The sequence below is a fragment of the Rhizobium sp. Leaf262 genome, from assembly GCF_001422245.1.
In the GTDB taxonomy this organism is placed as follows: domain Bacteria; phylum Pseudomonadota; class Alphaproteobacteria; order Rhizobiales; family Rhizobiaceae; genus Agrobacterium.
Map to the genome: position 1 here is coordinate 42,414 of NZ_LMMM01000017.1, position 21,315 is coordinate 63,728.

At 55.6% G+C, this 21,315-nt stretch carries 17 protein-coding genes and 1 pseudogene; 9 read left to right on the plus strand and 9 right to left on the minus strand.

All coding sequences use genetic code 11. From position 1 onward, the window contains the following. The first annotated feature begins 126 nt into the window (after positions 1–126). Positions 127–855, plus strand: coding sequence for a GntR family transcriptional regulator (locus ASF29_RS16450; RefSeq protein WP_062451755.1), 729 nt, complete (start codon positions 127–129; stop codon positions 853–855). A gap of 631 nt (positions 856–1,486) precedes the next feature. Here ASF29_RS16450 and ASF29_RS16455 read toward each other — a convergent pair. The 3 genes from ASF29_RS16455 to ASF29_RS16465 all read right to left on the minus strand — a co-directional run bounded on the left by ASF29_RS16455 (position 1,487) and on the right by ASF29_RS16465 (position 4,312). Beyond that, on the minus strand, positions 1,487–2,077 hold the full coding sequence (locus ASF29_RS16455; RefSeq protein WP_062451756.1) for an NAD(P)H-dependent oxidoreductase: 591 nt from the start codon (positions 2,075–2,077) through the stop codon (positions 1,487–1,489). A gap of 40 nt (positions 2,078–2,117) precedes the next feature. After that, positions 2,118–3,110: a hypothetical protein gene (locus ASF29_RS16460; RefSeq protein WP_062451757.1), complete on the minus strand. Its 993-nt coding sequence runs from the start codon at positions 3,108–3,110 to the stop codon at positions 2,118–2,120. Between the two features lie 95 nt (positions 3,111–3,205). Further along, positions 3,206–4,312 carry an alpha/beta hydrolase gene (locus ASF29_RS16465; RefSeq protein ID WP_062451758.1) on the minus strand — a complete coding sequence of 369 codons (1,107 nt, stop codon included), beginning with the start codon at positions 4,310–4,312 and terminating at the stop codon, positions 3,206–3,208. A gap of 114 nt (positions 4,313–4,426) precedes the next feature. Here ASF29_RS16465 and ASF29_RS16470 point away from each other — a divergent pair, with 114 nt between their 5' ends. After that, positions 4,427–5,005 carry a TetR/AcrR family transcriptional regulator gene (locus ASF29_RS16470; RefSeq protein WP_062451759.1) on the plus strand — a complete coding sequence of 193 codons (579 nt, stop codon included), beginning with the start codon at positions 4,427–4,429 and terminating at the stop codon, positions 5,003–5,005. 390 nt (positions 5,006–5,395) lie between these two features. Here the strand turns inward: ASF29_RS16470 and ASF29_RS16475 are convergent, their stop codons facing one another. Further along, positions 5,396–6,289 carry a LysR family transcriptional regulator gene (locus ASF29_RS16475; protein ID WP_062451760.1) on the minus strand — a complete coding sequence of 298 codons (894 nt, stop codon included), beginning with the start codon at positions 6,287–6,289 and terminating at the stop codon, positions 5,396–5,398. A gap of 112 nt (positions 6,290–6,401) precedes the next feature. Between ASF29_RS16475 and ASF29_RS16480 the strand changes: the two genes are divergently transcribed. The 6 genes from ASF29_RS16480 to ASF29_RS16505 all read left to right on the plus strand — a co-directional run bounded on the left by ASF29_RS16480 (position 6,402) and on the right by ASF29_RS16505 (position 13,953). Next, entirely contained in the window at positions 6,402–7,286 is an 885-nt protein-coding gene (locus ASF29_RS16480) for an NAD-dependent epimerase/dehydratase family protein (protein WP_082453540.1), read from the plus strand. Between the two features lie 20 nt (positions 7,287–7,306). Beyond that, positions 7,307–8,713, plus strand: a complete 1,407-nt coding sequence (locus ASF29_RS16485; RefSeq protein ID WP_062451762.1) for an amidohydrolase family protein — start codon at positions 7,307–7,309, stop codon at positions 8,711–8,713. A gap of 1 nt (position 8,714) precedes the next feature. Beyond that, positions 8,715–9,947: an MFS transporter gene (locus ASF29_RS16490; protein ID WP_082453549.1), complete on the plus strand. Its 1,233-nt coding sequence runs from the start codon at positions 8,715–8,717 to the stop codon at positions 9,945–9,947. Positions 9,948–10,227: 280 nt separating this feature from the next. After that, entirely contained in the window at positions 10,228–11,607 is a 1,380-nt protein-coding gene (locus ASF29_RS16495; RefSeq protein ID WP_062451763.1) for a gluconate:H+ symporter, read from the plus strand. A gap of 135 nt (positions 11,608–11,742) precedes the next feature. Next, complete coding sequence (locus tag ASF29_RS16500; protein ID WP_062451764.1) at positions 11,743–12,546, plus strand: potassium channel family protein; 804 nt, start codon at positions 11,743–11,745, stop codon at positions 12,544–12,546. A 129-nt stretch (positions 12,547–12,675) separates the two neighbouring features. Continuing rightward, a complete protein-coding gene (locus tag ASF29_RS16505) occupies positions 12,676–13,953 on the plus strand; it encodes a DUF2254 domain-containing protein (RefSeq protein ID WP_062451927.1) in 1,278 nt (425 codons plus the stop codon). Positions 13,954–13,981: 28 nt separating this feature from the next. Here the strand turns inward: ASF29_RS16505 and nhaA are convergent, their stop codons facing one another. Then, entirely contained in the window at positions 13,982–15,187 is a 1,206-nt protein-coding gene (nhaA, locus tag ASF29_RS16510) for a Na+/H+ antiporter NhaA (protein ID WP_062451765.1), read from the minus strand. A 302-nt stretch (positions 15,188–15,489) separates the two neighbouring features. Here nhaA and ASF29_RS16515 point away from each other — a divergent pair, with 302 nt between their 5' ends. Then, positions 15,490–16,449, plus strand: coding sequence for a bile acid:sodium symporter family protein (locus tag ASF29_RS16515; RefSeq protein ID WP_062451766.1), 960 nt, complete (start codon positions 15,490–15,492; stop codon positions 16,447–16,449). Positions 16,450–16,540: 91 nt separating this feature from the next. Here the strand turns inward: ASF29_RS16515 and ASF29_RS16520 are convergent, their stop codons facing one another. From ASF29_RS16520 to ASF29_RS16540, 4 genes and pseudogenes are all read right to left on the minus strand, one after another. Further along, a complete protein-coding gene (locus ASF29_RS16520) occupies positions 16,541–17,422 on the minus strand; it encodes a carbohydrate ABC transporter permease (RefSeq protein ID WP_156462708.1) in 882 nt (293 codons plus the stop codon). After that, positions 17,419–18,507, minus strand: a complete 1,089-nt coding sequence (locus ASF29_RS16525; RefSeq protein WP_062451767.1) for a sugar ABC transporter permease — start codon at positions 18,505–18,507, stop codon at positions 17,419–17,421. The genes ASF29_RS16520 and ASF29_RS16525 overlap by 4 nt, the downstream gene beginning before the upstream one ends. 11 nt (positions 18,508–18,518) lie before the next feature. Further along, positions 18,519–19,787: an extracellular solute-binding protein gene (locus tag ASF29_RS16530; RefSeq protein WP_062451768.1), complete on the minus strand. Its 1,269-nt coding sequence runs from the start codon at positions 19,785–19,787 to the stop codon at positions 18,519–18,521. A gap of 965 nt (positions 19,788–20,752) precedes the next feature. Continuing rightward, positions 20,753–21,313, minus strand: a pseudogene (locus ASF29_RS16540) (MgtC/SapB family protein); the annotation flags it as partial. Between the last annotated feature and the right edge of the window lie 2 nt (positions 21,314–21,315).

Genomic DNA, 21,315 nt, shown 5'->3' on the forward strand with positions numbered 1-21,315 from the left:
CCTGTTTGATATTGCCTACTGATGGTATTGCAAGGCACGTGCCAGTCTGCGAACGTTAACGAAAACAACGAAGCGCACAAAATTGCGCACAATCCGCCGCAACAAACATCGCCAAAGAGAACAACAATGAAGCAGAACAAACGGTTGGTTGGCGTGATGAATGACCGAAACAGACCGCAGGTCGATGACGCTGACGAGGCGTATGCGCACCTGTTCGCCGCCATTGTCGATCAAAGGCTTCCCCCCGGGACAAAGCTCACCGAACTCGCGTTGATGGAAGCGTTTGGGGTTGGAAGGCGGACGATTGGAACGGCTCTGCAGCGGCTGACCTGGGAGAAGCTTGTCATATTCTTTCCCAAGCGCGGAGCGTTCGTGGCTGCGCCGGATGCAGTTGAGGCCGTCGAGGTATTCGCCGCCCGTGTGGCGATCGAGGCTGGGACTACCGAAGCCGTGGCACGGGCCGCTGACCCGGCCGCCATCGCAAAACTGCGCGACAATATCGACCAGGAGCACAAACTGAGACAGCAGGGCTATATACGCGAGGCAATCCACCTCTCCGGTGGTTTCCATGTGCTCATGGCCGAACTATCAGGCAATCGCATTCTGGCCGATCAGGTTCGCCTGCTGGTTGCTCGCACAAGCCTCATCGTGCATCTCTTCGACAATCAGGTGGGGCTGGCAGGATGGCATGACCATCACGACGACCTCGTTCAGCATTGTGCCTCCGGCAATGTCGAGAAAGCGGTTTCGTTGATGCGCGAACACATCACAGAAATACAGGACGGTTTGGCACTTGATCGACGGCGTCCGGTGGCGTTCGATATGTTTGGCGTCTTCGGAACGGGAAGGGACTGAGGATTCATAAGGGCAATATACCGACAACGGATATATGTCGTCCAGGCAGTTGACCGGGCAATTTGCGCGCACGTGTTAGGCAGCGATTCACAAAACGACATCCGGTACGAGAAACAGCGGCGTTAGCTACCGCGTTCTTTCATACTGACCGCATTCGTAGTTGCAGGGTCGTCGGTTCGTAACCCCTCAAGGCGTAGGTGGAAAAGAATGGGCGAAATATCCCCGCATACGTGCGTGCGTTGGCTCGCATCCCATCCCGACCAATCAGGTATTGTCGCGTCAAATGTGCGTGCTCCGCTGCACAGTAAATCCGCGGTCGAGTTCCACGACCGCGGACCAAGGGCTTATACTGTAATCTGCCCATCGTCGTTCCCGTCCCAATAACGGATCGCTTTGGCATGGACCTTGATCATCATGATGCCGTATAGCACGTGAATCGACGCTTCCCAGCTGTTCTGTCTCGCTCTGTGGGTGGGATCTGGGGAAAAATGACACTCCAAGCGCTATCGGCTAATCGTAACTGAATTGGCTTAACGCGACAACTTCTGTCAGATGTTACGCTCACATCGAAGGCGGCGGTTGCGGAAACGTCGCTGTTTCTTCCTAGAGCACTAAGATAGCAGGCAGCTGTTCATGCGCCCGCTACGCGTCGGCCGATGTCAAAGGCACGTTGAAGGCCCTCTTCCACACCTGTTCGGTCAACGGGCAGCAGCAGGTCCAGACCGATGACCGGCATGCCACAGTAGCCGAAGATGCCTTGGACAATCTGCGCGTTCAGAGCATCGAAGTAGCCGCGACGCTGATAGGTGTCGTAATCAGCACCGCCGATCGCGACGACCTGTCCTTTCAGGTGCACGAGCAGCCGCTTCATTTCTTTTTCGCCATCATCAATGAAGGCCCAACCCTGGATAAACACCCGGTCGATCCAGCCCTTCATGACGGCCGGCATGGACCACCAGTAGACCGGAAACACGAGCACCAGGGCGTCGGCCCGATCGATGCGTCGCTGCTCTTCCCGGATGTCGACCGGCATTTGCCCGCGGCCATGGAAGAGATCATTGTCGGGGCCTGCGAACCGCGGGTCGAACCCGCTCGACGCCAGGTTCAGGACCTCGTGCGTGGTGCCGGGAAGGCTCTCGAGCCCATCGACCAGCCGAGCGACTGCGGCATGCGTATAGGACGCAGCAGGGTCCGGATGGGCCGTGACGATCAGGATGTGCATATTTGCCCTACTCTGGTTGGGGTGGTCGAGGTCGATGCTCTCAAAGCTCTATGACGGCGCCCTCGGCCCGCAACTCGTTAAGGTACCAGTCGGCGTCCATGAGTAGCTCCGGGAAGTAGAGGCCTGACGGGAACGCGGGCTTTCCCTCTAGGCCCAGAACCATTGAGAGAGCCAGCGCACCGCTCAGTCCCGTTAGCGCTGCCTGACCTTTGCCGAACTCCAGCGTGAGGCGTCGATGGCATGGGCTGTCGCGCAATTCGCCCTCGATTTCGACTACCAGTTCGGTTGCAATGCCCTCTCCCCTGCGCCGGCTGGACGACTCAGCCATCGCCAGATCGAACCTTACCGACCGGGCCTGCGTCATCGAATGCAAGCTGACGATGTCGTACGGCGTGAGGGCACTTCCGTTCAAACGTCGGCCGTCGAGGGCCCGGATCTCGCGGGATGCTGCTGTCCCGTTCAGCCAGACGCGGCGCCCGTCGTCGAAGGCCCAGACGCCGGATCCGCCTTCGGAACCGCGCTCCATATCGGCGATCGCGGCGGGACCTGTAGGGTCCTGCTCGTCAACGATCGCTCCAACAGATACAGAGTGCACGGCGTCCATGCTTCTCGTCGCAGCCTGCGTCAAGAACACAGCCGGTCCACCGTGCCAATGGCTGGCGAGCACAACGGGGCTGGCATCCGGGCGACGGATGACGTGCGCCATCTCGGCGCCGACCTCGACCAGCCAGTTGCCCATGCTGAGATAGGGGACGCGAAGGTCCTGGGCATGCGAGAGGCCGGTCAGCCCATCGTCCGGAGCCATCATCACGACCCCGCCCAGCTGATCGTCTTTCTCCAATCCAAGACGGGGCCTGTTGATATCAATCTGGACGGCAGCAGCCTTACCGACCTCTTCGGCTAGAGAGTGCGCGCGTGTCATGTCGCGCGCACCGATAAGGATCGGCACCCTGGGATGGCGCTTGCGAAATGCCTTGACCCCCTCGCGGCCGATGACGCCGGTTCCCCCGGCAAACAGAATGGGAGCTTCCATAACAATCTCCTTATTTCGTTTATGTGTCCCGCAGGGAGCCGCGCATGCAGCGCAGCGACTTGCATCGACGGAATAGTGGCCTTCAATTTCGGAATTTAGCGCGCCGGATAGCGGCGTTGCAGCCAGTCGATCGCCAACCGATTGACTTCATCAGGCTTCTCTTCAGGCGTCCAATGCCACGCCTCTGGAATGACGTGTGTCTCAAGGTCGGGAACATGGTCGCGCATACCCTCGGTCATGCTGGGACGCAACACGACGTCATGCTCCGCAGTAATCATCAAGGCAGGGACGCGGACGTTCTGATCGACCCCAAGGCCCGCTTTCCAAGCCCTGGAAATGTTTCGGTACCAATTAATAGCGGGAGTGAACCCTGTCCGGCTAAAGTTATGCTCGTAGACGTCGAGCTCGTCGGCACTGAGTACGTCCTTGCCCGGCAGCTCAGCGGGGATCGGCTTGCCGTAGTACTCCATGTTGACGACGAATTCAGGCAGTTTGCCCCACGCAGAGGACCGCATCAGGTCTTTGCGGTACGCAGATCTTATGGTCGCGCGAGGGGCTGCGTTCATGGCCTCATCGGCCCTGTCTCCATCCTGGAACATCAGGACGTACATGTCCCGACTGTAAACCTTGCGCATCTGGTCGATTGGATCGACCTTCGGGTCCGCAACAAAGGTTTTGCCCTTGGCCAGGGCGGGGCGAACGATGTCGGGATGGAGCCAAAGCCCCCAATGAGGAACATGCGGCGTGTTCAGCGAGACAACGCCCGCCACCCGCTCGCGATGGAGGAGCGCCATTTGCCAGGCGAGCAGACCACCCCAGTCATGTCCCATAAACACGGCCTCACGCACTTTGAGATGGTCAAGCAAACCGACGAGGTCACCCGTCAGGCTTGTTATATCGTAGGCATCGACATCGGCTGGAGCGTCGCTTGCCCCGTAGCCGCGGAGGTCGGGGACGATGACTCGGTAGCCTGCTGCCACCAGCGCAGAGATTTGGTGCCGCCACGTGTAGGCTAGGCCCGGAAAGCCGTGCAGGAGGACGACGGCCGGCCCCGATCCCGCCTCGTATACGTTCAGCTTTATTCCGTTGGTGAACACAATGGACGAGGGCGGCATCGGCGGTGCCTCCGCCCATACTGGGGTGGTAAATCCAAGGGCCAAAGCCGTGAGGCCAGCCAGCAGGGTTCGACGAGAGAAAGGCATGCGGGATTTCCGTGAAATTCGTGCTGCAAGAGCTTTCGCAACGCTTCGCATTTTGTTACTATATGTAAGTTACTAATGGTAGTTTATGTTTGTGTCAAGCTAGGATTGTGGTGAATGTCCAAGAAACTGCCTAGAGCCGATCGCCGTGCCCAGCTTTTGGAGATCGCGTCCGACATTGTACGTGAGCAGGGAACCGATGCCTTAACGCTCGGATGGCTTGCCGAGCGGGCGGGCGTGAGCAAGCCCATTGCTTATGACCATTTCGAAACCCGGTCTGGTCTGATGATGGCGCTCTATAGAGAGGCGATGAACCGGCAGGTCGAGGCTTTGGCGGTAGCACTTCAAGGCACACCTCGCGAACCCGAAAGGATCGCGCGGGTACTGGCGATGGCCTATTTGGAGTGCGCGACGACGATCGGACCTGAATGGCATGCGATCGGAGCTGCCCTGCGCGGTGACGCAATGATGGATGCCTACCATCGCGAGATGAGAGAAGAACATGCGACCTTCTACGCCGAAGCCATCCAGCCGCTGTCCGAACTCGATCCGGCAACCGTGCGGCGGCGATGCGTTGGCCTGATCGGGGCCATGGAGGCAGTATCGAACGAAATAGCGGCCGGACATATTCAGCTGGAACATGCGGTGGAGGATCTCGCGTCACTGAACGTGACTTGGCTCATGAATGGGCGCTGAAGTGAGTTAGGCCGTCAGTTGTATAAAAGAACTGTGAAAATGGGTGTAGACAGCAAGTCGGCATCCCGCCCGGTTAGTGTTCGGTGGCAATCAACGGGGCGATTGCCAAACTAGTTATGCCGGTTCAGGCCTGCATGGAAAGGATCGAAGAGTGATGCACCGAGAAGGTGCTGTGGAGACGTGGCCGAACTGCCTGCCGTTGTACACGCACGAAGGAGTTCAGTTTTTTGCATGGGAAAGCTCAAGCAATTGACCGGGTCGTTGAAGCACCCATTCCGACCGCCGTGTTAACGGTGTCAACCGACCTTCGCTTGGCAAAATCAAAAGCGGTAATATCCGACATGGCGTTCAATGCTCTACTCTATTCGCCCATGTGTTCTATCACCGCGATCAAAATGGATGCTCACTCAATGTATGCCGCGGAATGAGGTCAAGAAATGCACTGACCGTCTGGCTGGTCACCTCGACAGCTTTGACGACAACGCTGAGTGTCCATGAAACCTGGGCGTCGCGGATTGGCACGATCACAACGTCTGACCGATTGCCGACAAGTTCTGGCGGCAGCAGGGCGATGCCAAGACCTTGCGCAACGAAATCCGGTATTGTCGTCAACTCGGCCACTTCAATTAGCACCGAGCGCGACAACGCCCGCTGAGCAAAGGCCTCATCAATGACAGCACGTTGTCCGAAGCCTGGCGGCATATCAACGAAAGGCTCTCTTTCGATTTGAGCAAGCGTAATGTCGCTGTGCTTGGACAAAGGGTGATGAACGGAGGTAGCGAGTTGCAACCGATAGGATCGAATTGGTATTGTCCGGAGTGTTCGATCGTTGAGGTTTGTGCCGACAAACGCAACGTTGATGCTACCTTCCTTCAATCGTTCTATAAGCTCGTCCGTTCCCCGCCGCGACGTCTGGAGCCGCATCTGAACGTCAGGATATCGGCGGTGAAAGTCTCCAAAAAGGGCGGGCACATCTATCAGCTTGAGGCCGCTTAGCATTCCTATGGTGAGGGTCCCCTTCAAACCACCTGATGGATGCACGGCAGTTTTTGCAGCGTCCATGGCGCTGATTGCATTTCTGGCATGGGGGAGGAAAATCCTTCCACTCTCTGTCAGCGCTACCGATCTGGTCGAGCGATCAAAGAGCGTGGCATCGAGCTCCAATTCCAGCGATCGTATTGTCGCGGAGAGCGTCGACTGCGTCATGTGAAGATGATGTGCTGCGCGTGTGAAATTTAATTCCTGCGCCAGTTGTACGAACGCTTCGAGTCTTCGTTGATCCATTTGGGAACCCAGTTAGTGAATTCTTCGATCACTATATCGTATTTTATCGTTAGACGCGATCATTTCCACGCATCATTATAACCTCATCATCAACAACCAGATGAGGCATACCATGAAGGTCTTACTGACAGGGGCTAGCGGCTATGTTGGCGCTGCGACGCTAGAAGCACTCGTCGCAGCTGGCCACGATGTGGTCGGCATTACACGCTCTGAAGCGAAAGCGGAAAGTATCCGGCAGCGAGGGGCAGTCGCAAGGGTCGGCGACGTAAGGGACAATGCATTTTTGACGGCGAGTGCCGCGACCGTCGACGGAGCGATCCATCTCGCGTCGCCCGGCGACGAAACTAGCGCTCGAACTGAAGAAATTGTCGTAGCCGCTATCCTCGAGGGTCTTGGCAAAGCCAATAAGCCCTTCGTGTCGACAGCTGGTCTATGGGATCACGGTAGTGGTGATGCCATCAGCGAAACCACGGGATTTCGCGCGCCGCAGATCACCGCGTGGCGACCGGCACTAACCCGGCGCGTCCTGGGGGCCGATGGTGTTCGCAGCAGTGTGATCTCGCCTGCTCTCGTTTATGGACGGGGAGACAGCTTGTTGCAACTCGTCGCCAATGCTCCCCGAGTTGGTGAAGAAGAACAATCTCTGTTGGTTGTCGGCGGTGGACAACAACACTGGGGCAACGTGCACCTCGATGACCTCGCCAAACTATACGTACTCGCTCTCGAGAAGGCCCCTGCCGGGACCTACCTGATCGGAGCAAACCCACATGCTCCGACAGCGCTAGAAATCGCGAGTGCTGCCAGCACGGCGATTGGGTTGCACGGACGCGTCGAGCCAGAGGGCGTGGCCGCAACTGTCAAGCGTCTGGGTGCGCTTGGGGAGGCTCTGCTTCTGGACCAGAAGATTGTCAGCACGGGTGCTGAACAACTCGGATGGAGGCCAGCACAGCTTTCGATCATCGAGCATCTCGCAGAGACAACGAACTTCACACGATAACTTTATGAGTGGAAATTAAAATGAATGGTTCTTCCAACACACGTGTTTTGATCAAAGGCGCGTATATTCTTTCACAGGACGATGAACACGGCGAATTCGTTGGTGACGTCCTGGTCGTCGACGGCAAAATCGTTGATGTCGGTCCCGATCTTGCGGATGATACAGCCGAAATCGTTGATGGCGCAGGTCATGCGCTTTTACCGGGCTTCATCGATACCCACAGGCACGCATGGCAGGGTGCTTTGCGCGGTCTGGATCCATCATGGACCTATGCCCAGTACCGCAACCACGTACAAATTGGCCTCGGCCCGCACCTCGAACCTGAAGACGTCAGGATCGGGAACCTTGCGGCTGGCATTATGTCTCTCGACGCTGGCGTGACCACCGTTCGCGACGAGGCGCATATTATGAACAGTCCAGATCATGCGGACGCTGCAATTGCGGCGCATTGGGAATCTGGAATCAGGGCGGTCTTCGCCTATGGCTGGCCGTCCACGGAAGCGGAATCCTGGCAGTTCGGTAGCGAAAGGGCTCACCCTGCAGACATCCGCCGCGTGCGGGAAACTGTTCTGTCGGACGACACCGCACGCGTCACCCTCGCCGCAATGATCCGTGGACCCGAACTATCGACAATAGACATCGCCGCAAATGATATCAGTCTTGCCCGCGATCTTGGCCTGCAGATGAGCATGCATGTCGGCCTGGGTGAATGGGGCGTCCAACAGGCCGCAATCCGTAACCTGAACGACAGCAAATTGCTGGGTTCGGATATGCTCTTCATTCACGCCTGCACGTCCACTGACGATGAATTGCGGATGTTGGCGGATCACGATGCCCAGGTTTCTGTGGCATCATCGATCGAAGCCTTCATGCCGGGGCTCGGCCAGCCTGCCACCAACCGCATGATTGCCGCAGGCTTGCGACCGAGCCTCAGCCTTGACGTCGAAACGTCTGCCGCTGGTGATCTGTTCGGCGCAATGCGCGCAGCGCTCGTCTATCAGCAGCTGACACGTGCGGGAGCAGGAGGAATGATGGAGCGGGATCTTCAGACCCTGCCGACATTCGACTCCCGCGACCTGCTTGCTTTCTCAACCATCAACGGCGCGCGCGCATGTGGGATCGATGATCGAACCGGCAGTATCACAGTTGGCAAGGAGGCCGATCTTATCATGATCCGGCTGACCGATACCAACCTTCTGCCCGCTACTGATGTGGCCGCCACTATTGTCACCGCAGCCCATTCCGGCAATGTGACCTACGTCATGGTCGCTGGGAAGGTGATGAAATCCAACGGTGTCCTCCATCAGACCCATTCTATTGCTGAATTGGCTGGGGCATCGCGAGACCGGATCTATCAGCGTGCAGGGCTCGCCAAGCCGGGACGCAAAGACGCGACTGTTCCCTTCTTCTTGAATGCTGGTCACTGAAATGTCGACGCATAGTAACTCGACCCTAAACCAGGGCCGGTGGCCGCGCAAACTGCGCGGCCGTCAGGCTGCCGTCGTGATCGCGACGGCCTTCTTCGTGACGATGCTTGGTCCGACCCTGCCGACGCCGCTCTATCCAATATATCAGGATAAATTTGGTTTCGGGGGACTTATGGTCGCCTCAATTTTTACGACCTACGTGGTGGGGATCGCCGCCGCCTTGCTTCTCTTTGGACGCCTTTCCGACCAGATAGGACGTCGAGCACTGCTGTTGCCCGGCCTCGTGTTGGCGGCGTTGAGCAGTTCTGTTTTCTACTTCTCCGACACTGTGGCGACCCTGTTCTTCGGCCGTCTTCTTTCAGGTCTTTCAGTGGGCATAATCACCGGGACTGCCACCGCAGCCTTAACCGACCTGGCTCCGGCAGGGAGGAAGCGATTCTACAGCCTGACGGCGGCGTTAGTGAACATGCTTGGCCTGGGCCTTGGGCCTGTCCTCGCGGGTGCGCTTGCTGAATTCACCGCTTTTCCTCTTACGCTTCCATACGTCGTTCACATTGTGCTGGTCATCTTGACGTTCGCAGGGGTCAGCATGATCGCCGAGCCGCTCGACCGTCAAGGCAGATCCTTTAAATGGGAGTTCCAGCGGCTGAGACTCCCACCCGAGGTTCGCGGAACATTTATCCGTGCCGCCACGGCCGGCTTTGCAGGGTTCTCCGTATTAGGTCTGTTTGCTTCTGTCGCTCCAGCCTTGTTGCTGCACGTCCTTGGCATAGCCAATCACCTGGTATGCGGGCTTGTTGTCTTTGCGCAACTCGGATTTTCGGCGCTGGGGCAGGTTGGCAGCACCAGAATGGCGGACCGAAAGGCAATGCTGATTGGCACCGCTGCACTCACGGCGGGTATATTGCTCATTGGCATGAGTATTGCTGTATCGTCCCTGCCAATACTGTTGACGGGCGCAGCGTTCGCCGGAGTGGGCCAGGGCATGAGCTTTCGCGCTTCCCTCAGTACACTGGCCGAACAGAGCCCTTCGCACCTTCGTGGCGAGATCACCTCTACCTTCTTCCTCGTCCTGTATATAGCACAGTCCATACCTGTTATGGGCGTAGGCGTCGCCGCAAGTGCTTATGGTCTGGCTCTCGCCGGCGTAGGGTTTGCGATGTTTGTGGCAATGATTGCTGCAACGGGGTTCGTTAGCTTGCTGGTGTCCAAGCCATCGGGCGGTGTGACGTGATTAAGCGAGATCCAGCCGCATTCTTTTCGTGTTGAGTGGACACCTTTCCGCGCCCGCTTGGATAACGCGTCGGCGGTTCTGATCCTTTCAAGGCGAGATACGCTAAAAGCAGCGCACGCTCGGTAATGTTACTGCTAAATGATAGTCTCGCGTTGAAGCCGAGCGATGACTTCTTCATAAGAGGCTCGATTTGACTTTCGGCGAGCCCAAACAGTTAAGCCACGAACGGCCGTTTGGAACAGGTGGCGAAAGTCAGATCCCGTATTGAAGGAGTGATCATTTGCCCGAATTCGAACAGACATTATCCGCAGGTACCCTGATTTCCATAGCAGTGGGCGCAGTGGCACTTCTGTTGCTGCTTATCATCAAATTTCGTGTTCACGCCTTTGTGGCGCTCATACTCGTCAGTTTTCTGACGGCGCTCGTGACGGGCATTCCCGCTGCAAACATCATGAACACGCTCACCACCGCATTCGGCTCTACCCTTGGCGGCGTTGCACTTCTTGTCGGGCTTGGTGCGATGCTGGGCCGTTTGTTGGAGGTATCTGGGGGTGCACAGGCACTGGCAGACGACTTGATTGAGCGTTTTGGCGAGCAGCGTGCGCCTATGGCTCTAGGAATCGCATCCCTGTTCTTTGGATTTCCGATCTTTTTTGACGCAGGCCTCGTCGTCATGCTTCCAGTGATGTTCACGGTGGGTCGCCGTCTCGGTGGCAGCCTGCTGCTCTACGGCATACCGGTCGCAACTGCGTTTTCCTGCATGCACGTTTTTGTGCCGCCGCATCCAGGTCCAGTTGCAGCATCAGAGTTGCTGGGTGCTGATGTCGGCTTGCTGATCATCGTCGGCTTGATCGTTGCCATCCCAACATGGATCTTTGCGGGCCATTTTTTCGGTCAATGGATCGGGAAGCGTATCTTTCTACCTATCCCAGAAAATGTCTCTGAGGAAAAATCCGTGGATGACGACGTGTCCTTACCCAGCTCTGGCTTGGTGGTCGCACTTTTGCTTCTGCCTTTGCTGTTGATCTTCATGAATACGGGGTTGGATTTTGCCCGCGCCCAAGAATGGGTGAACAAAGACGCTTCCTGGTTTCAGCTGCTTCGCGCCATAGGTTCGACGCCGATCGCACTGTTGATATCGGTTTTGGTCGCTGCCGTCGTGCTTGGCCCAATGCGCGGTCGAGATCCCCTCAAGGTCGAACGCATTGTTGACTCCGCCCTGGGTCCAGTCTGCTCGGTCATTTTGATCACCGGGGCCGGTGGTATGTTTGGTGGTGTCCTTCGCGCCTCGGGGATTGGCAACGCGCTGTCTAGCGCTCTGTCCGACATTGGTATGCCCGTCTTCGTCGCGGGCTTTCTGATCGCTACGGCGCTACGCGTCGCGCAGGGGTCTGCCACCGTTGCCCTCATCGCCGCTGCGGGACTTATCCAGCCTGCTGTCCAGGCGGCTGGTTATCAAGGCGTAGAGCTGGCGGCTATCGTGATAGCAGTCGCATCGGGCTCGGTTATGCTATCCCATGTCAACGATTCCGGTTTCTGGCTTGTTGGCCGTTTCTTCGGCATGGACATCAAAACCACGTTCAAGACCTGGACCGTCATGCAGACGCTGGTGGGTCTCCTCGGCTTTGGTCTGTCGGGACTGATCTTCACCCTAGCTTGAAACGGGGTTGAAATAAATGACGACCACTGATCTCCGGCATGCGTCAGATTGGTGGTCGTCTATCACTCAGATCAGGCCGATTAGAGAGCAGCGCTTAAAGTTGACCTGGTGGTGGCGGACCTTTATCCGTTAAGAATGATACCAGACGTAGAAGCCAAAAGCCGCTTATCAGGCCGGATCGAGCTGCTGCAGAGCAAACTGCGCCGTATTGAAAGCGGACGCGACACATGGGCTTTGCGCTGGCAGGCGGTACTCGCCGTGATCGATGTCAGCATCATTGCGTTCTTTATTTTCGGCCCTGTCCTGCGCAGTGGGCCATCATATATGATTATCGATTACCTCATCGCGGTCTGGATTCTCACTGAACTGCTTGCCCGAGCCTTCGCAACCGGCTCAATCATGGCATTCCTGAAGCGACCGTTGACATGGATCGACCTTGTCATATTGGCGACGCTTTTGTTTCCCAGTGCGCTTTTCAACTTCGCATTTCTGCGGGCAATGCGATTGTGGGCAGTCGGCGAGAGCCCGCTCTTCGCTTTCGTTCTCAAGCGGCTAGGTTGCCATCAGTACAGAGACGTCGCGCGCGCATCGCTGAACTTTTTCGTTTTCCTGTTCATGGTAACAGGGTTCGTCTACACCACTTTTTTCTATCACCAGAGCGGTCTCGTCGGTTTTGTAGACGCGCTTTATTTTACAGTCGCGACGATGACCACGACGGGGTTCGGCGACATCACCTTGCCTGGTCCCTTGGGAAAATTAACGTCCGTCGTCACGATGATCGTTGGCATCTCGCTTTTCGTCAGGCTCGCCCAATCGATCGTTCGGCCCTACAAAGTTCTTTACCCCTGTGAGACGTGCGGTCTTCAGAGGCACGAAGTTGACGCGGTTCACTGCAAGGCTTGCGGTCATTTGCTAAACATTCCAAACGAAAACGATTGATCGTAGCATTGCGTTTGTTTTTCGTTGGCTGGTGCGCAGCGATTGCGGGTTTGGCGCTCTCGTCAGTGAAGCGAACGCCACGTTGGAAAGGCCAGTTCGGGCGCATTACTTATGGAATATGGAATTCGAATGACATCACGATGGGCCTGGTTTTTTGCAAAGGTTGCGCGCCGCATCTGGTTTCGGGCGACACTGTTCTCGATACTGGCCGTTGCCACAGCTCTCATCGCGATCGTGATCAGCCCATATATTCCAAGCGATCTGCCGACGAAAATCGGCGCTGACGCCGTTGACAACATCCTCGGCATCATTGCTTCCAGCATGCTGACGGTAACGACATTCTCCCTCAGCACCATGGTGTCTGCTTATTCCGCCGCAACCAGCAATGTGACGCCGCGCGCGACTAAACTGGTCATGGAAGACAGCACGACGCAAAATGTTCTCGCAACATTCGTCGGCTCCTTTCTATTTAGCCTCGTCGGTATCATTGCGCTGAGCACCGGCGCTTACGGTGATCGCGGGCGGGTTGTTCTATTTGTCGTGACCATCGCAGTTATCGTGCTGATCGTCGTCACACTGCTGCGCTGGATCGACCATCTTTCTCGACTAGGCCGCGTGACAGAGACGACGGAGCGGGTGGAGACAGTGACCATCGAGGCGATGCGCGCACGACATCAGAGCCCCTACCTTGGTGGCAACAGGTTGGTCGACGAGAAGGATATTCCAGTCTCTGCTATGGATGTGTTCATCGACAGGATTGGTTACATTCAGCATATCGATACCGGCGCACTGTCCAAAATTGCCAATGATGTAAAGGCGCGCATTTTTGTGCGCTTAATCCCAGGACAGTTGATCGATCCTAAAAGTCCGGTGGCATCCATCGATTGCGTGGGAGAGAACAATATAGGAGACGTTCTGGCCTCGATCAGAACATGTTTTTCCGTCGAGGACACCCGATCTTTCGATCAGGATCCGAGGTTTGGTGCTTCAGTCCTTGCCGAGATTGCATCCCGTGCTCTTTCACCTGCGATCAATGATCCCGGTACTGCGATCGATGTCATCGCACGCGCGCTCCGCATACTGGCAGTCTGGGACGAACCTGTGGAGATCTCTCGCCACGATGCCGTCCCACTTTCAAATGTCTATGTCCCGGCAATCCGGCTCAATGATATTTTCGACGACCTGTTCACACCGATCGCCCGCGATGGTGCAGCCATTGTTGAAGTCGGTCTGCGTCTCCAGAAGGCGTTTGGTATTTTGGCGCGGTTCAATGCGCTTGGCTTTCGAGACAATGCTGCCCGACATTCGACAGAGGCACTAGCCCGGGCTGAGCTCGCCTTGAGCCTGGAAAGCGACAAACAACGGGTGAGAGAAGCTGCTCAAACCGTTTTTGGCGAGGCAATCTGACTTGCCTCGCCGGAATTGAAGAGAACGATCAGCGTTGCTCGGATGTCATGGCAGCGCGCCGTCGACCAGCCACGGACAACACGAGGGCACCCAGCGCCCCCGAGATCACCGAGCCCGCGAGAATACCGATTTTTACTCGGTCCTGAACACCTGGATCGTCAAACGCAAGAAGACCGATGAACAGGCTCATCGTAAACCCTATTCCGCAGAGCAGGGCAGTGCCTGCGACCTGACTCCAGCTTGCCTGGGCAGGAAGATCTGCGACGCCGAGTTTCACCAATAGGGCCACGGTGCCAAGTACTCCAACTAGTTTGCCGAGCAATAGGCCAGCGGCGATACCCATCGTCAGATGTTCAGAGAAAACGGACGTGGAAATACCGGCAAAGGAGACGCCCGCATTGGCAAATCCGAAGATAGGGACAATGACAAATGCGACCGGTTTGTGGATCAGGTGCTCGAGCTTATGAAGCGGAGATTCGTGGTGCGCTGCCTCGGGCGTGCCTGGTGTTTGCTTGAGGGGGATCGTGAGTGCAAGAATGACACCAGCCAACGTTGCATGAACACCGGACGCAAAGACCAATACCCAAAGCACCGCTCCAAGCACGAGGTAAGGCCAAAGTGTCCTCACACCCATGCGGTTGAAAATGATCAGGTTGCCAACTACGACACCAGCGCCAGCAAGTGCCATCATATTGAGATCGGCCGTGTAGAAGATCGCGATCACGATGACCGCGCCGAGATCGTCAATGATGGCTAGCGCAGCCAGAAATATCTTCAGCGAGGCGGGGACCCGGCTTCCAAGGAGGGAGAGCACACCCAGCGCAAAAGCAATGTCGGTCGCGGTCGGTATTGCCCACCCGCGCAACGCTACCGGATCGTTCCAGTTGAAATACACGTAAAACAGAGCGGGAAACAGCATGCCGCCGGCCGCGGCCGCCCCTGGAAGAATACGACGGCTCCAGGTCGAAAGCTGACCATCCAGCATTTCACGTTTGATCTCCAGGCCGACCAGCAGGAAGAACACGGCCATCAATGCGTCGTTGATCCAGTGTTGGAGGCTGAGCGGCCCGATATAGACATGCAGGAGGTCGAAATATGTTTTTGCCGCCGGTGAATTGGCGGTGATGATCGCCAGAACGGCGACAACCATGAGAACGATGCCGCCAGACGCCTCATTGTCGAGGAAGTGGCGTAGAGTAGATTGAATGCGACCGGGTCTTGTTGCTGAAGACATGGGTTCTCGCTCCCTTGTGAGAGGTTGATCGAAGTCTCCGTTGATTTCGGGAAGGAACCCGTGGCGCACGCAGCACGCACCAACGCTGTTAGAATATGCAATTTGGCATGACACTTCTACAAAAATCGCCATTTTAGGCAGGAGTTTGCCCATCCAGAATTGGATACTGCGTCTTTTAACGCTTAAGTCCGTGGAGCGAGACGACGTGAGGCGTTACACGCCTTGACACCTCAGTCCTCGCGATTAGACGTCACAATCAATTTCTAAGGTTTGGGCAATTTCTAGGTTTGGGGAGTGATAACATGAAATCATTGGCAACCATCTCGACTTTCGTGGGCAAAACCTTTGCCGGATGGGTCATTCTCTTCGCCGTCCTCGGTTTCTTCTTCCCAGATACGTTCAAACAAATCGCACCCTGGATCGTAACCCTCCTGTCCATCATCATGTTCGGCATGGGCCTGACTTTGTCAGTGGATGATTTTCGCGAAGTTGTAAGGCGTCCGTTCGATGTTGCCATCGGCGTGCTTGGCCAGTTTCTCATCATGCCGTTGCTGGCGGTGCTGCTGACCTGGCTTATCCCCATGCCGCCGGAAGTTGCGGCAGGTGTGATCCTTGTAGGCTGCTGCCCCGGTGGCACTTCCTCCAATGTCATGACCTATCTGTCCAAGGGTGATGTTGCTCTATCTGTTGCTTGCACCTCGGTGACAACGCTTGCGGCGCCGCTTGTAACACCATTTCTCGTCTGGATGTTTGCCAGCCAGTTTCTTCCAGTCGATGGCTGGGCCATGTTTCTCAGCATCGTCAAGGTTGTGCTTGTGCCGTTGGCTTTGGGTGCCGCTTTGCAGAAGCTACTTCCAGGTGTCGTTAAGGCCGCGGTTCCGGCACTGCCTCTGGTCAGCGTAATCGGTATCGTGCTGATTGTTTCGGCCGTGGTCGGTGCTTCGAAGGGTGCCATTGTTCAGTCTGGCCTGATGATTTTCGCGGTCGTGGTCCTGCACAACGGTCTTGGCTACCTGCTGGGATATTTTGCTGCAAAGGCAACAGGCCTCTCACTTGCCAAGCGCAAGGCGATTGCCATCGAGGTCGGAATGCAGAACTCTGGTCTTGGTGCAGCTCTCGCGACGGCGTACTTTTCCCCTCTTGCAGCTGTCCCGAGTGCCATCTTCAGTGTCTGGCACAACATCTCTGGTGCGTTGTTGGCGAATTGGTTTGCGGGACGTAGCGATGAAGATACTGGCGCTGACACGATCCATCGCGCGTAACTCATGTCATTCTGGGAACATCGGCGGGCGGGCGGTGCCAGATTGCTTTTGGTGACACCCATTTAAGACGTTTTGCAATACTCCTAACGACCTACCCTTTTATCCCGCTTGCCGCGATGCTTGAGATAAACAGCCTTTGCAGGCACAGATAAAAGATCAGCACGGGCAGCGTGATGATGGTTAGATACGCCATGACTTCGCCCCACGGTGTGTTGAGCTGGAAAAAGTATTGCAGCCCCACCATCACCGGCCTGTACGCTTCGGACTGTGTGACAAGAAGTGGCCAAAGATATTGCTGGCTGTACATGACGAGAAATTTCAGGATCGCTGCGGTTGCGATAACGGGGCCGCTGAGTGGCATCACGACCTGCGCATAAATCCGAAACCAACTGGCACCATCGATGCGCGCCGCTTCGAGCAACTCCTTCGGCAAGTCCTTGAAATATTGCACGAAGAGAAAAATCGTCAGTCCGTCTGCGATCCAAGGAATGATCTGCACATGCCACGAGTTGAGCCATCCCCAGGTTAGACCATCAACACTGATCCATGGAAGATTGTTGACTTCCAGAAGGAGTGGCACGGCAATCGTCTCAAAGGGAATGATGAGCGTGGCGAGGATAATCGAGAAGAGAACATCTTTTCCCCGCCAGTTCAAAAAGGTAAAGGCGAAGGCGGCAAGCGAACCCAGGAGCAAAGCGAGAAATACAGTGACGCTCGTTACCAGAACCGAATTGAAAATGAATGTTGCTATCGGAGCCCTGGCGAAAGCCGCTGCGTAATTTTGGAGCGAAAGATCGCCCACCGGAAGAAATGCCCTTATCGACGCGGCATCTCTCAGCAACTGGTCGTTTGGTTTCAGCGAGGAAAACCCCATGAACAACAGGGGGAGTATAAAGACAGCCGCGAAGGCGATCATCAGCACATAGTTGCAGATGAGGAAGGTGAGGCCTTTGCGTTGTCCTGCCTGCATCATCGTTTCTCCCTTGTCAGATATCGCTGTGTCAGCGAAATGCCGAGAACAAATAGAAACAGGACAACCGAAATCGCGGACCCTGCCGCAATGTCCTGCTGCCGATATCCCCGCTCAACCGCTTGATAGACGATACTTTGGGTAGAATCGCGAGGTCCCCCTTTGGTCATCACGTCGATCTGTGCAAAAAGCGCGAAAGCCTGCATGGTAATGACAATGATGATGAGTACCGTGGTGTTGCGCAGCAGCGGCCAAGTAATCATGCTGAACTTCTGCCAGCGACTTGCGCCTTCGACATCGGCTGTTTCGTAAAGATCTGGAGAGATGGTTTGCAGACCGGAAAGCCAGATGACCATATGAAATCCGACGCCTTGCCAAACCGACATGACCAGGATGGCCCATAAGGCGGTATCGGTTCTGCCCAACCAGTCTACGGGCTGGAAAAGACCAAAGCTCATGTAACCCAGCAGGTTGTTGAGGAGCCCATTATCCGCTGTATAAATAAACCGCCACAGAAGCGCCACTACCACCACTGACAGCACGACCGGCATGAAGTAGATAGCCCTGAACATTGTGACGCCAGGAATTCTCTGGTTCACAAGCAAGGCGAGAAACAGCGCGAGCGCGGCTTGAACCGGTGCAACGACGATCACAAACGAAAGTGTGTTGACGACCGCTGTCAAAAAAACGACGTCGCTGGCTAAGACGACAATTTGGTTCTCGCCCCAGGTAACACTCGTATATTCCCGCATTCCGTCCAGATGCGGATAATCTGGATTGTTGCGCGTGAAACTGCGAATTCTTGGGTAGGAAATAGCACCATTTGTATCTTGCTTGATGCTCCCATCTGTTTCCCTCTCTGGCTCAAGCGTTAAAACTCCTACACCCAGGAGCCTGCTGTAGTTTTCCATGCCGACAAATTGGGTGGGATTGGGAGATGTCAAACGCTGGTTCGTGAAGGAAAACCCAAGGCCTAAAAGGAAGGGTGCGATAAGGAACAGCCCGATCAACACCATCGCCGGGGCAGCCATAAACCAACCCGTGATGCTGTCGCGGGTTAGTTTTCCGGGTGAAGACAGGCGCGCCATCGATCAGGCCCCTATTTGGCTTGGTAGCCGGAATTACGCTCTATATTGTCATTTATTTCGTCGGTCGCGTTGTCGAGCGTATCGGCAACGTCCGCTCCATTGGCAATATCGGAAACCGCCTTGGAAAAGACCGGCGACATGAAGGCGTAAGCCGGAGTTACAGGACGCAACGTTCCCTGGCGCTGGGACAGTTCGAAGAACACTTCCAGCGGACCACCTTGTTTGTAATTTTTCGTCATCTGGGCAGCGGACGATGTTGCCGGAATCAGGCCAATGGCATCCGAGAACTGCGCGAGATACTTGTCTTGTATTGCAAATTCGATGAAGGCGGATGCGCCTTCCGGATTCTTGCTGGTGGCTGATACGCCAAATTGCCAGGATCCTGCACCGATCTTGGGACCGTGCCCGAAATCGGGAGCAGGTAGGAACAGCAGATCCTCTCCATATTTTTCTAACGCCTTCACTGCTACCCAGTTGCCCATCCATTGCAGGGCATGGCGCCCTTCCAAAAAGCCGGTCTCATGGTCGGCTGGCGATTGCGATGTTCCCGGCACCAACTTTTTCTCGAACAAAGACTGCCACCAATTGCCAAACTTGACGGCATCATCTCCGTTGAGAAAGTTCTCAGACGTTTGGTACGTTTGCTTGTCGATCAGGCTGCCGCCAAAGCTTTCCAAAAATGGGCTGAAAGCATAGCTGTACCACTCAGTCTTATCGGCCATCCCAAGGTCAATGGCATACTCGAACTTTCCGCTGGCAGCGAGTTTTTCGAGAGCGGCATTGAACTCTTCACCGGTCCATGGCTTATCAAGCGTTGGAATGCGAATGCCGTTTTCATCGAGAATGGATTTACGCGCGAATACTGCTACGGCTGCGTCCCATAGGCCAACCGAATAAAGCTTTTCTCCCCATTTCCCCACCGCGCCGGGCAGGAAATTAGAAAGCTTCGCTTCATCTATTCGGAGGGGTTGTAAATAACCCGACCATGCCCAATTCGGCATATTGGGGCCGTCGACGTCAAGGATGTCCGGCAGTTTATTGGAAAGTGCAGCGGCTGTGACGGATTCGTTATAGGCACTCTGGGGAAACTCCTGAAGGGCAACCCGCCAGTTCGACTGCGACGAGTTGAAATCGTCAATGATGCCAGTCAAAATCTTGAGTTCTTCAATGTTGCCAGCGCCGTGATACCACATCGTCAAGTCGGTCTGTGCCAGTGCGGAATTAGAAAAAAATATGGAAAGAGAGGCGGCTGCCCCTACGAGAGTCGCTTTGGTAATCATAGGTTTTCTCCTCCTGAACACGAAAAACTTCAAAACCCAGGGATTGTTCCATCGATAATGTACAATCTAGCAATGCATATTCTTCAAATGCGGTCTTGGGTTGGCGCAAGGCGGTTGCTATTGTTGCATCGGAAAATCATGTCGGAAAAACTGCCCATTGGAACCCCGCCGATCTATGAGGCCGTGAGGGGTTGGGTGACACTGCACCTCCCGATTTCCGAAACCGCAGTGTCTCGGCGGCATTTATTATCAGTCGCATCGACTATTGAACTGCTCAAGGTGGCTAGATCTTTGTTGTGGAGAGGGAGGTGCCCTCAGTTGCCAAATCGATGCGATGGCCGCTTCTGTTTGACGTCAACTAACTTAATATCCGACATAAGAGATGTGCTTTGCATCGCATCATGCGCCGTGCTCGACAGAAATATCTGGTGCATGGTCGACGCCACGGCTTTCTCTATCGGAATTTCTAAAACGAGGTCGGGATCGTGCGCGAGCGCAGCGAGGGTCTGCTCTGCGAGCGCCTCGCGTTTTGGAGCGGAAATATAGTAGCGTAACGCGTAACGAAGCAAGAGTTGCTTTATTGATGGGTTTTCGCTCGAAGCGTCCTTTGCTCTGGGGTCCTGAGCATAGCCACCCCCTCCGTTTTGTAGGCGGGAGTGCGTTCATTTCTCAGGCATCAGCGCCTACTTTTCGAATGCTGACGATGCATAATTTAATCACGGACTAAAGTGCAGCTCAAGATTGTATTAGGGTTTTACGATGTTCTGACAGATGACATGAAGACGCGATAAGGTCGGCAGTATATTGAGTGCCTGGCCTTAGGTCAGCGTTGTGCGGTGCTCAAAACTCGTCACGTGATGCTTGGCGCGAACGCCTTCTACTAGGTCTACGGCACCCAACTTGTGGTGTTCGGTTTTCCAACGTAACTCAAAAACACACTCATGTTCGCCTTGATCAAGCGCGCGCAACGCAATGAACTGTGCCTCACACCCGAGCGGAAGCGACTTTGAGATGTCAGGAATGTCGGTTCCGCTACCAGACCTGATGCCGATAGACGCCTTTTGCTCAACTTCGAGCCAAGTCCCGATAATTTTAAGCGGGGAAAGTGTAACGAATGCTACCAGCGCTGCAATCGAGCCGACGGCGGTCTGTCCACCGCCGAAACACAAACCAATCGCTGTCATGAGCCACAGGGTGGCAGCGGTGGTAACGCCAGTCGTCACATCGCCTCGCCGTAGGATGGCACCGCCACCAATGAAGCCCACTCCAGTCAGTATTCCGAGAGGCAGTCGCAGCACGTCCATGGATCCACCAGCAATTTGACTCGTAGAGAGCAGGATATTCGCCTGGATCATCGAAATGCAGGCTGCCAAGCCCACGAGGACAGTAGTGCGAAGCCCAGCGGAATGCCCGCCTCGTTCTCGGTTCACGCCTATGCAGATCCCTGCCACGAGCGTAAGTGCGACACGTGAACCGATATCCGTCCAATCAGGGGACAGGGGCATAAAGTCCTGCAACGCTGGCAATT

Coding starts and splice junctions, on each gene's coding strand:
- ASF29_RS16530 (WP_062451768.1), bottom strand. CDS start 19,787: ATGATTACCAAAGCGACTCTCGTAGGGGCAGCCGCCTCTCTTTCCATA.
- ASF29_RS16525 (WP_062451767.1), bottom strand. CDS start 18,507: ATGGCGCGCCTGTCTTCACCCGGAAAACTAACCCGCGACAGCATCACG.
- ASF29_RS16500 (WP_062451764.1), top strand. CDS start 11,743: ATGATACCAGACGTAGAAGCCAAAAGCCGCTTATCAGGCCGGATCGAG.
- ASF29_RS16485 (WP_062451762.1), top strand. CDS start 7,307: ATGAATGGTTCTTCCAACACACGTGTTTTGATCAAAGGCGCGTATATT.
- ASF29_RS16515 (WP_062451766.1), top strand. CDS start 15,490: ATGAAATCATTGGCAACCATCTCGACTTTCGTGGGCAAAACCTTTGCC.
- ASF29_RS16490 (WP_082453549.1), top strand. CDS start 8,715: ATGTCGACGCATAGTAACTCGACCCTAAACCAGGGCCGGTGGCCGCGC.
- ASF29_RS16470 (WP_062451759.1), top strand. CDS start 4,427: ATGTCCAAGAAACTGCCTAGAGCCGATCGCCGTGCCCAGCTTTTGGAG.
- nhaA (WP_062451765.1), bottom strand. CDS start 15,187: ATGTCTTCAGCAACAAGACCCGGTCGCATTCAATCTACTCTACGCCAC.
- ASF29_RS16460 (WP_062451757.1), bottom strand. CDS start 3,110: ATGGAAGCTCCCATTCTGTTTGCCGGGGGAACCGGCGTCATCGGCCGC.
- ASF29_RS16520 (WP_156462708.1), bottom strand. CDS start 17,422: ATGATGCAGGCAGGACAACGCAAAGGCCTCACCTTCCTCATCTGCAAC.
- ASF29_RS16450 (WP_062451755.1), top strand. CDS start 127: ATGAAGCAGAACAAACGGTTGGTTGGCGTGATGAATGACCGAAACAGA.
- ASF29_RS16480 (WP_082453540.1), top strand. CDS start 6,402: ATGAAGGTCTTACTGACAGGGGCTAGCGGCTATGTTGGCGCTGCGACG.
- ASF29_RS16475 (WP_062451760.1), bottom strand. CDS start 6,289: ATGGATCAACGAAGACTCGAAGCGTTCGTACAACTGGCGCAGGAATTA.
- ASF29_RS16455 (WP_062451756.1), bottom strand. CDS start 2,077: ATGCACATCCTGATCGTCACGGCCCATCCGGACCCTGCTGCGTCCTAT.
- ASF29_RS16505 (WP_062451927.1), top strand. CDS start 12,676: ATGACATCACGATGGGCCTGGTTTTTTGCAAAGGTTGCGCGCCGCATC.
- ASF29_RS16465 (WP_062451758.1), bottom strand. CDS start 4,312: ATGCCTTTCTCTCGTCGAACCCTGCTGGCTGGCCTCACGGCTTTGGCC.